The organism is Coprococcus intestinihominis (assembly GCF_040096555.1).
Classification (GTDB): domain Bacteria; phylum Bacillota; class Clostridia; order Lachnospirales; family Lachnospiraceae; genus Coprococcus_A; species Coprococcus_A intestinihominis.
Genome location: NZ_JBBMEK010000090.1, coordinates 1 through 11,289 on the forward strand (window position 1 = coordinate 1; position 11,289 = coordinate 11,289).

Sequence of the window (11,289 nt, forward strand, 5' to 3'; positions counted from 1 at the left end):
ACAGATATGGATTTGGGAGATATTTCTGTTGATTTTACTTACGCCATCAGCAAGGCAGATAAGAATCCGTTGTATATGGAGATGACTTTCAATGGAATGACAGCCGGAGAAGGCGATGAACAGGTGACATTCAGCAAGTTCAATATGAAGATGGAATATACAAACTTTGACACAGTGGATGCGATCACAGTTCCTCAGGATGTTGTTGATTCTGCAATCGATGTGACAGATTATCTGAATGATCTTCAGAATGAGACATCTACAGAAACAGAGACTCAGACTGAGAGTGAATCAGCAGCATAAATTGAATCTGAAGATTTGAAGAAGACTTTATATGATGAAAATAACCGGGCAGTTTAATCTGTTCGGTTATTTTTGCGTTCGCGTTTCAGGTCACCTGTCTTATGAATAAATTTATTGACACTGCCACATACTACCTGTATAAGATGTGTGGGAATTCAGATGAAAATTGATGTCTGTGCAGCAGGCCGGAATTCCGTATCGGGACCCATGGGCGGGTCGCGGATGAAAATAGACAGTAAACAGGAGGAATGGCATTATGAAGGCGACAGGAATTGTAAGACGTATCGATGATCTGGGGCGGGTGGTTGTGCCGAAAGAAATCAGAAGAACGTTGAGAATCCGGGAGGGTGATCCGTTGGAAATATATACAGACAGGGAAGGTGGTATTATTCTTAGAAAATATTCACCGATTGGTGAATTAAGCCAGTTTTCAAAACAATATGCGGAGGCCCTGGCACAGAATACCGGCTATATTGTCAGTATTACAGACCGAGACCGGCATATTGCTGCGGCCGGTTCGGGGAAAAAAGAGTTGATGCAGAAAGAGATCAGCCGTCAGTTGGACAATCTGATGAACCAAAGAGAGAATCTTCTGGCTGTGAAAGGGGAACGAAAATTTATTTCGATTACGGAGGATGGCGGAGAAAATTATACAGCACAGGTCATCTATCCGATTATCGCAGAGGGAGATGCCATCGGCACCGTTATTCTGACGACAAAGGATGAAAAAGTACGGATGGGTGAGATGGAAATGAAACTGGCTGCTTCAGCTGCCAGTTTTCTCGGGCGACAGTTGGAACAATAAGACGGGTGGCGGGGTACAAGCGGCACAGGCAAAGTTGCAGAGAACATAATTTCCTTGATTTTAGCCTGTGCCATTGCTATAATCAGAAAAGAAATTTCGTGAACAGAGGAAAAAGGCAATGAGTGAGAACCAATTATATTTTGCACCCATGGAGGGAATTACAGGCAGCATTTACCGAAGAGCCCATCATCGGATATTCGGCGGTGTGGACAGATATTATGCACCGTTTATATTTACCAATCCAAAAGGAAAAATCAGCAAAAAGGATTTATTGGAAATCGCGCCGGAGCACAATGAGGGATGTTGGGTTGTTCCACAGCTTTTGTCAAATTGTGCAGAGGATTTTATAGCCACAGCCCATACATTAAAAGGGCTGGGGTATGATGAGGTGAACCTGAATCTGGGGTGCCCATCGAGTACAGTGGCATCAAAGGGACGCGGCTCTGGATTTCTTGGAGAAAAGGAGGCGCTGAAAGCTTTCCTGGCAGATATTTTTGACAAAACAGATATGAAGATTTCTTTGAAGACAAGGATCGGGTTGAACCGTGCGGATGAGTTCGATGACATCCTTGACATTTATCAAGCCTTTCCGGTGGAAATGCTGATTGTGCATCCGAGAATCAGAATGGACTATTACAGCGGTAAGCCGGATATGGAAGCCTTTGAGAAAGCCAGTGCCAGAATGCCTTTTCCTGTTTGCTATAATGGGGATATATTTACAGCAGCAGCTTATGGACGTGTCAGTGAAAAATATTCAGATATCCGTCATTGGATGATAGGCCGGGGGCTTTTGTCTAATCCGGCATTGTGTCGTGAAATTCGAGGCGGGGATTGTGCGTCCCGGGAAGAACTGGCGGATTATTATCATACAATTCGGGATGAATATGAAGTACGCCTGCAGGGAAATAAGAAAGTCGTTTTTCTGATGAAGGAATTCTGGCATTATATCAGCTGGATCCTTTCAGAGGAGGACCGACAGGAAATCGATGTACTGATGCATCTGAGAGATGGAGCGGAATTCTTCCGGAAAGCGGAAGAAATTGCGGCAAACTGTACAGTGGTGAAAGGACAGGGGTTTCATTCTGAGATGGAAGTACATAAGTTTTAGGGTAAATGACGGTGTAATAAAAGGACGGTGGAAGCCGTCCTTTTATTTGTTGACATCAATATAGCTGTAAAGTGTATATTTGGAGATGCCGAAAAAGTTTGAAATTTTGTCTCCGGATTTTGTAATGAGAAATGCACCGGCATCATTCAGAAATTGAATGGCGCGCACTTTATCATCCTTGGTCATCATGGCCACCGGTTTGCCGACCAGGGTAACAGACTGGCGAATCAGATCTTCCAGCAGATCATTCACATTCTGAGGGATACTTTCAGGTTCCTTCTTATCATCCTCATTGGCAACCAGGGATTTCAGTGCCTGTTCAGCCAGCAGCATGCTTGTAATATCGTAATTGATAGACAGAATACCGGTAATCTTCTGCTCTGTGTCATCATGAATATAGATTGTACTGGACTTCAAAATACGTCCATCGCCTGTTTTGGTCAGGTATGCCAGGTGATCTGTTGGAGCAGAACCCCGAGCTCCCATTGCCTTCATGGCTTCCAGAACAACGTGTGAAGGACCGTCTCCGACTGCACGATGCGTTACATGTCCGTTTTCAACAAGAACAACGGAATGTTCAATATCCGTAGATGTCAGGTCGTGGAGAACGACTTCGCAGTTATCACCAAACTGTTTGGCAAGAGCTTTTGCTAATTGCCTGAAAAATGGCAGATTGAGTGTCATAAAATTGTGTCTCCTTCCTGCAAATATGATTACAATGCACAGTAATATTATAATAATATATCAATTTTTGTAAAAAATTGCAAGGAAAAAGACAAAAAAGTTTTGGACAACAACAATTTTTTTGCAACAGTTCAGAAATTATTATGCCCGATACATTGAAGATACAATAATGTCTATACTGGAGACTTGGACATTGAATGATTTTGCGGAGAATCAAGAAACACTTTTTAATATGATGCGGGTATTTTTAAGCGGTATGAATGCATTGCCACAAGCTCTCAATTAAATAAAAATTACTTGAGAGTTTGCTGAAAAAGCTTGATATTGCCTATAAAATATGCTATCTTTTTTTCATAGCAAAGGACAAAGGCGTCTACTACAGGCGTGGTTTGTCCTTTTTTTGTTACCATATTTTGGAAATGATAATTTTATACATAGAAGAAAGGTAGTGAGTGATAATGGAACAGCAGAAGAAACCGGCTTTATATGATCCGTCTTTTGAACATGATGCATGTGGTATCGGTGCAGTTGTGAATATTAAGGGTATCAAGACACATAAGACTGTTGAGGATGCACTGACCATTGTAGAAACACTGGAACATCGTGCAGGTAAGGATGCCGAGGGCAAGACCGGTGATGGTGTTGGTATTATGCTTCAGATTTCTCACAGATTTTTTAAGAAAGTGACTGAGGAACTGGGTTTTTATATTGGTGAAGAACGGGAATACGGTGTTGGTATGTTTTTCTTTCCACATGATGAGCTGAGAAAGAATCAGGCCAAGAAGATGTTTGAGATCATTGTGGCCAAGGAGGGTCTTGAATTTCTCGGATGGCGTACAGTACCGACGAATCCATCCGTACTGGGACAGAAAGCATTGGACAAGATGCCATACATTATGCAGGGCTTTGTGAAGAAACCCGCAGATGTGGCCAAGGGCATTGATTTTGACCGTAAGCTGTACATTGCAAGACGTGTTTTTGAACAGAGTAATGATAATACCTATGTTTGTTCTTTATCCAGCCGTACTATTGTCTATAAAGGTATGTTCCTGGTAGGCGAGCTGAGAAAGTTCTTTGATGATCTTCAGGATGAGGATTATGAATCAGCCATTGCAACGGTACATTCACGTTTCAGTACGAATACGAATCCAAGCTGGATGCGTGCGCATCCAAACCGTTTGATCGTCCATAACGGCGAGATCAATACAATCCGCGGCAATGCAGATACCATGTTGGCCCGTGAGGAAACGATGTCTTCCGGTGCACTGAAGGGTGAGATGCATAAGGTACTGCCGGTGATCAATTCTTCAGGTTCTGATTCCGCGATGCTGGACAATACATTGGAATTTCTGATGATGAGCGGTATGCCGCTGCCGAAGGCTGTCATGATCACAATCCCTGAACCATGGGAGAATGACAAGAGTATGAGCCAGACAAAGAGAGATTTCTATCAGTACTATGCAACGATGCTGGAGCCATGGGATGGCCCGGCTTCCATTGTCTTTTCAGATGGTGATCTTCTTGGTGCGGTGCTTGACCGCAACGGTCTGCGTCCGTCCAGATATTATGTGACAGATGATGATTATATGATTCTGTCTTCAGAAGTTGGTGCACTGCCTGTACCGGAAGAACATATTGTTTTAAAGGATCGTCTGCGTCCGGGAAAGATGCTGCTGGTAGATACTGTTCAGGGCCGTTTGATCTCTGATGATGAGCTGAAGGAGACATATGCCCAGAGCCAGCCTTATGGTGAATGGGTGGATGCCAACCTTGTTAAGCTTGAAGATCTGAAGATCCCAAATGAACGTGTGCCGGAATATACAAGGGATGAGCGTATCAGACTGCAGAAGGCATTCGGCTATACATATGAAGAGTTAAAGGATACCATCCTTCCGATGGCCAAGAATGGTGCAGAGCCAATTGCTGCCATGGGTGTGGATACACCGCTTTCTGTTCTGAGCAATCAGCCGAAGCCACTGTTTTCTTATTTTAAACAGATGTTTGCACAGGTAACCAATCCGCCGATCGATGCTATCCGTGAGGAAATTGTGACATCTACAACGGTTTATATCGGACCGGACGGCAATCTTCTGGAAGAAGCAGCAGAAAACTGCAAGATGGTACAGATCCACAATCCGATTCTGACGAACACAGATCTGCTGAAGATCAAATCCATGAATATAGAAGGATTCAAAGTAGCGACAATTCCGATCACTTACTATGTCAATACACCCCTTGAACGTGCATTGGATCATCTGTTTGTGGAAGTAGACAGAGCTTACAGAGACGGTGTGAATATTCTGATTCTTTCCGACAGAGGCATCGATGAGAACCATGTAGCGATTCCTTCCCTGCTGGCTGTATCTGCCCTTGAGCATTATCTTGTCAGAACAAAGAAGAGAACAGCGGTTGCTGTGATCCTTGAGAGTGCAGAGCCAAGAGAAGTGCATCATTTTGCAACGCTGCTGGGTTATGGTGCCTGCGCCATCAACCCATATCTGGCTCAGGAATCCATCAAAGAACTGATCGATCTGCATATGCTTGACAAGGATTATTATGCAGCTGTCAGTGATTACAATTCAGCGGTTCTTCACGGTATTGTCAAGATTGCTTCCAAAATGGGTATTTCAACGATCCAGTCTTATCAGGGCTCTCAGATCTTTGAAGCCATTGGTATCAGCAAAGAAGTCATTGATACATATTTTACGAATACAGTCAGCCGTATCGGCGGCATAACATTAAAAGACATTGAGCGCGATATGAATACATGGCATATGCGTGCATTTGATCCGCTGGGGTTGGATGTGGATCTGTCTCTGGACAGCATCGGTGGTCATAAGATGCGAAGCGGCAAAGAGGAACATCTTTATAATGCAAGAACCATTCATCTGCTTCAGGAATCCACAAAACGCGGAGATTATGAGATGTTTAAAGAGTATTCTCACAATATTAATGAAGAAACACGCCTGATGAACCTGAGAGGTCTTCTGGAGTTCAAGTTTGATGAAGAAGGCGGTATTCCGATTGAAGAAGTAGAGAGTGTGGATGAGATTGTGAAGCGCTTCAAGACAGGTGCCATGTCCTATGGCTCCATTTCTCAGGAAGCTCATGAGACACTGGCTATTGCCATGAATATGATCCACGGCAAATCCAATTCCGGTGAAGGTGGTGAGAGTCTTGAACGTCTTACCATCGGACCGGATGGACTTAACCGGTGTTCTGCTATCAAACAGGTAGCTTCGGGTCGTTTTGGTGTAACTTCCAGATACCTTGTCAGTGCCAACGAGATCCAGATTAAAATGGCTCAGGGTGCAAAACCGGGTGAAGGCGGTCATCTTCCGGGCGGAAAAGTTTATCCGTGGATTGCAAAGACAAGACTTTCCACACCGGGTGTGGCATTGATCTCACCACCGCCGCATCATGATATTTATTCCATCGAGGATCTGGCACAGCTGATCTACGATTTAAAGAATGCGAATCGTTCGGCAAGAATTTCTGTCAAACTGGTATCTGAGGCTGGTGTTGGTACTGTTGCAGCCGGTGTTGCCAAAGCAGGTGCACAGGTTATCCTGATCTCCGGTTATGACGGCGGCACAGGTGCAGCACCTCGAACATCTATCCACAATGCAGGTCTTCCTTGGGAGATTGGCCTGGCAGAAACACATCAGACACTGATCATGAACGGTCTTCGTTCAAGAGTCCGTCTTGAAACGGATGGTAAGCTGATGACAGGCCGTGATGTAGCAATGGCAGCGATCCTTGGTGCAGAGGAATTTGGTTTTGCTACAGCGCCCCTTGTGACAATGGGATGCGTCATGATGCGTGTATGTAATCTGGATACATGTCCGGTGGGTATTGCTACACAGAACCCTGAACTGCGAAAACGTTTCAGGGGTAAACCGGAATATGTGGTCAACTTTATGAAATTTGTTGCCCAGGAACTGCGTGAGATCATGGCCAAACTGGGTGTGCATAACCTGGATGAATTAGTGGGACGTTCTGATCTGATCAAAGTCAGAGACGATGTGGATCCTCAGATTTATGGTAAACTGGATCTTTCAGCCATTGTTGAGAATCCGTATCTGCATGAAGAAAAACATCTGTTTATGCCGGAGGATGTCTATGATTTTGGCCTTCAGAAAACCATTGATGAGAAAGTCTTCCTGAAAGAATTCAAGTCTGCACTGGCAGGCAAGAAGAAAAAGAAGATTGAGATTAATGTACGCAATACAGATCGTACACTGGGAACAATTTTCGGGTCCGAGATCACCAAGAAGTATGGCGATACATTGCCGGAAGATCAGTACACGGTGAAATGCAACGGCAGCGGCGGACAGAGCTTTGGTGCCTTCATTCCTAAGGGACTGACACTGGAACTGTGCGGCGACAGCAATGATTATTTCGGCAAAGGTCTTTCAGGGGGTAAACTGGTGCTTTATCCACCAAAGAATATTAAGTTTGAGTCCAATGAAAATATCATCGTCGGTAATGTTGCCCTTTACGGTGCCACAAGCGGCAAGGCTTATATCAGCGGTGTGGCAGGTGAACGTTTCTGCGTTCGTAATTCAGGTGCAACAGCAGTTGTTGAAGGCGTCGGCGATCATGGCTGTGAATATATGACAGGCGGTCGTGTGGTTGTTCTCGGACGCACAGGCAAGAATTTTGCAGCCGGTATGAGCGGCGGTATTGCCTATGTTCTGGATGAAAACAGAGATTTATATAAACGTGTCAATAAAGAATTAGTTTCCATTGATACGGTGACATCCAAATATGATGTTATGGAGCTGAGAGATATGATTCAGGCGCATGTGGATAATACAGGCTCTGCCATTGGCAAAGAGATTCTTGACAACTTCTCTGAATATCTGCCGAAGTTCAAGAAGATCATACCGCATGATTACAGTCATATGCAGACAGCCATTGTCCATATGGAAGAAAAAGGTCTGACATTTGACCAGGCACAGATTGAAGCATTTTACGCAAGCAAGAGAGGATAGGAGGGGATAACAATGGGAAAACCAACCGGATTTTTAGAATATGAGAGAGAAACAGGGTGTGTCATTTCACCTGAGGAACGTATTCAGAATTTTAACGAATTCCATATCCCTCTGAGCAGTGAAATGCAGCAGAAGCAGGGCGCAAGATGTATGGACTGCGGTGTACCGTTTTGTCAGTCAGGTATGATGATCGGCGGTATGGTATCGGGCTGTCCGCTGAATAACCTTGTACCGGAATGGAATGATCTGATTTATAACGGCAACTGGGAACAGGCATGGCGTCGTCTGATGAAGACAAACAGCTTTCCTGAATTCACATCACGTGTCTGCCCGGCTTTGTGCGAGGCAGCGTGTACTTGCAATTTAAACGGAGCCCCGGTTTCTGTTAAGGAAAATGAACATGGTATTATTGAATACGGTTATGAACATGGCTTGATGAAGGCAGATCCACCGAAGGTAAGAACCGGCAAGCGAATCGCAGTTGTGGGTTCCGGCCCTTCCGGACTGGCAGCCGCAGATCAGCTGAACAAACGTGGCCATCAGGTGACAGTTTTCGAGAGAAGTGACCGTGTGGGCGGACTTTTGATGTACGGTATTCCGAATATGAAACTGGACAAAGCGGTCATCGAACGCCGTATTAATATTATGAAAGAAGAAGGCATTGAATTCGTAACAGGTGCGGATATCGGCAATAATTATAAGGCTTCCAGACTGCTCAAAGAATATGACAGCGTGATCCTGGCCTGTGGTGCATCGAATCCGAGAGATATCAATGTGCCGGGTCGTGAAGCAAAAGGTATCTATTTTGCCGTTGACTTCCTGAAGAAGACAACAAAGAGTCTTTTGGATTCAAATTTTGAGGACGGCAATTTCATTTCTGCAAAAGGTAAAAATGTGCTTGTTATCGGCGGCGGTGATACAGGCAATGACTGTGTGGGCACATCTATCCGTCTGGGGGCTCAGAATGTCATTCAGCTGGAAATGATGCCGAAAGCGCCGGATCAGCGTGCAGAGAGCAATCCATGGCCGGAATGGCCGAAAATCTGCAAGACAGATTACGGCCAGGAGGAAGCCATTGCATTATATGGTCATGATCCTCGAATTTATGAGACAACGGTGAAATCCTTTGTCGCCAATGATAATGGTGAAGTCTGCGCTGCAGAATTAGTGAAACTGTCATGGCAGAAAGACCCTGAGTCAGGACGTATGGTGATGCATGAAATCGAAGGCAGCAATGAGATTATTCCAGTCGATCTGGTGCTTATTGCAGCAGGTTTCCTTGGCAGTCAGAGTTATGTCACAGATGCTTTTGGTGTAGAGGTGGACGGCAGAACCAATGTCAAAACAGAACCGGGCCATTATCATACAAGCGAAGAGAAAGTCTATGTGGCCGGAGATATGCACAGAGGACAGTCACTGGTTGTATGGGCGATCAGAGAAGGTAGAGAGGCTGCAAAATGTGTGGACATTAATCTGATGGGGTATACAAACCTTGATTAATCGATACGCAGATTGACGAAAGATTGACGGCGTGCAATCAGATGCATAATAGAGGAACCCTAAACGGGCACATTCATGTACAGGCATACTCGCGTTGCCTGGTCTACGTGCTACTTCGGTCGGTGCTAACGAAAGTCCACTGGACTTTCAGCACCGTTGGCAGCGGTACATAAGATGCTAAAGGACAGCATCTAAGTACCGGCCACGTCAGAAGCACCTGTACATGAATGTGCCCGTTTAGGTTCCATTTTGTTGTTTTTTGATGCACGCCTGTTTTATTGGCCGACAAAAAAAGTTTTGACTAAAATCAAATGGTTCGTATGATTTATTTTGAGGTGTAGGGCTGTTTTTATTTAATGATGGCATATTTTTATATATGTGGACAGGGATGGCTTTTGGATAAGAGGTATGGTAGAATAATTAATAGCACAGGTATTTTGAATTATATTAGAAAATGGGGTGAATATACTATGAGTGCTCAAACAGATTGTGAAATGTTAGCAATACGTGCTCTTGAAAATTATGCAACACAACATCATATTGCAGGTGAAATGGCGGCTGATATTTTTCATAAGAATCAGGTTTTTGAAAAAATGTTAATTCAACATGAGTATTTACACCAAATTAGTATAAATGAAGTGGATGAGTTTGTAGAAAAGATAATTTCAGATGCATCAACAGAACTGGTGGTTTATCATGGAAGTTGTTATGAATTTGATGAAATTGATTTAAGAAAATCACATAATAGGCGTGATTTTGGAAAAGGTTTTTATACAACAATTTTACAATCACAGTCTGAGGAGTGGGGATATCGACTTTCTCTTCGAGAAAAAAGAAATAAATATTATGTATATGAATATATATTTGAAGAAAATCCGGAATTAAATGTAAAGCGGTTTGATACATTAAGTGAAGACTGGTTAGAATTTATAAAAGAAAATCGGAGTAAAGGTGGCCTTCAACATGGCTATGATGTGGTAATCGGACCGGTTGCAGATGATAATACAATGGAGACTGTTCAGTTATACATCGCAGGTATTTTTACAGCTTCTGAAGCAGTAAATAGATTACGATATAATAAAGTCAATAATCAAGTATCTTTTCATACATCAAAAGCGTTGAAATATGTGAGATTGATAAGGAGGACAGCATATGACGGCAAGTTACACATTTAATGGCAAAGATATAACGTTGAATGTTTGCATTCAGATTAGGGATGTTATTCAGGTATTGAAAGAACATTATCATATTGGTTTTGAGGAAGCTCTGATGAGATTTTATAAATCGGAAACATACAAAACGCTGCAGCAGACGGAGAATTGCCTTTGGGCTGAGTCAGCAGAGTATATTGCCGACAGATATTTTGAGGAAGTTGGAGAGAAGATAGGAGTATAGGCATGACTTTTGAAAAAACAGTTACATTAAAGGATGGCAGAAACTGCCTTTTGAGGAATGGCGTTACCAGTGATGGGAAGGCAGTTCTGGATGTTTTTAATCGGACTCATGAGGAGACGGATTATCTGCTGACTTATTCGGATGAGAATTGTTTTACGGCTTCTCAGGAAGCAGATTTTCTGCAGAGGAAAACGGATAGTACGAATACTGTTGAGATTATTGCGATTGTGGATGGTGTTGTTGCTGGGACTGCAGGGATTGATGCTTTGGGAATGCGGGATAAAATCAAGCATCGTGCGGTTTTTGGCATTGCCATTACAAAGGAATTCTGGGGACTGGGCATCGGAAAGTATCTGATGGAGGCCTGCATTGAGTGTGCCAGAGAAGCCGGGTATCTTCAGCTGGAACTGGAAGTTGTTGCTGAGAATGAGAGGGCAGTTGAAATGTATAAGAGGGCAGGTTTCATTGAATATGGAAGAAATCCGGAGGCTTTTCGT

General features: G+C 43.6%; 9 protein-coding genes. 8 read left to right on the plus strand and 1 reads right to left on the minus strand.

The window, feature by feature from the left end; genetic code table 11:
* The 3 genes from WMO25_RS08565 to WMO25_RS08575 form a co-directional block, all read left to right on the plus strand.
* A partial coding sequence (locus WMO25_RS08565; RefSeq protein ID WP_349084984.1) for a DUF6612 family protein occupies positions 1 to 303 on the plus strand: 303 nt, incomplete at its 5' end.
* Positions 304 to 559: 256 nt separating this feature from the next.
* On the plus strand, positions 560 to 1,108 hold the full coding sequence (gene spoVT / locus WMO25_RS08570) for a stage V sporulation protein T (protein WP_215689223.1): 549 nt from the start codon (positions 560 to 562) through the stop codon (positions 1,106 to 1,108).
* Between the two features lie 118 nt (positions 1,109 to 1,226).
* Positions 1,227 to 2,216 carry a tRNA dihydrouridine synthase gene (locus WMO25_RS08575; protein WP_349084985.1) on the plus strand — a complete coding sequence of 330 codons (990 nt, stop codon included), beginning with the start codon at positions 1,227 to 1,229 and terminating at the stop codon, positions 2,214 to 2,216.
* A 42-nt stretch (positions 2,217 to 2,258) separates the two neighbouring features.
* Here WMO25_RS08575 and WMO25_RS08580 read toward each other — a convergent pair whose 3' ends face one another.
* The gene (locus tag WMO25_RS08580) at positions 2,259 to 2,900 is read right to left on the minus strand and encodes a helix-turn-helix transcriptional regulator (RefSeq protein WP_117527122.1); all 642 of its coding nucleotides are present in this window, start codon (positions 2,898 to 2,900) and stop codon (positions 2,259 to 2,261) included.
* Between the two features lie 458 nt (positions 2,901 to 3,358).
* Here WMO25_RS08580 and gltB point away from each other — a divergent pair, with 458 nt between their 5' ends.
* From gltB to WMO25_RS08605, 5 genes are all read left to right on the plus strand, one after another.
* A complete protein-coding gene (gene gltB / locus WMO25_RS08585) occupies positions 3,359 to 7,897 on the plus strand; it encodes a glutamate synthase large subunit (protein WP_349084987.1) in 4,539 nt (1,512 codons plus the stop codon).
* A 12-nt stretch (positions 7,898 to 7,909) separates the two neighbouring features.
* The gene (locus WMO25_RS08590) at positions 7,910 to 9,397 is read left to right on the plus strand and encodes a glutamate synthase subunit beta (RefSeq protein ID WP_349084989.1); all 1,488 of its coding nucleotides are present in this window, start codon (positions 7,910 to 7,912) and stop codon (positions 9,395 to 9,397) included.
* Positions 9,398 to 9,792: 395 nt separating this feature from the next.
* On the plus strand, positions 9,793 to 10,572 hold the full coding sequence (locus tag WMO25_RS08595; RefSeq protein WP_349084990.1) for a DUF3990 domain-containing protein: 780 nt from the start codon (positions 9,793 to 9,795) through the stop codon (positions 10,570 to 10,572).
* On the plus strand, positions 10,550 to 10,792 hold the full coding sequence (locus WMO25_RS08600; protein WP_349084991.1) for a hypothetical protein: 243 nt from the start codon (positions 10,550 to 10,552) through the stop codon (positions 10,790 to 10,792). The genes WMO25_RS08595 and WMO25_RS08600 overlap by 23 nt, the downstream gene beginning before the upstream one ends.
* A gap of 2 nt (positions 10,793 to 10,794) precedes the next feature.
* On the plus strand, positions 10,795 to 11,289 hold a 495-nt coding region (locus tag WMO25_RS08605; protein ID WP_349084992.1), incomplete at its 3' end, for a GNAT family N-acetyltransferase.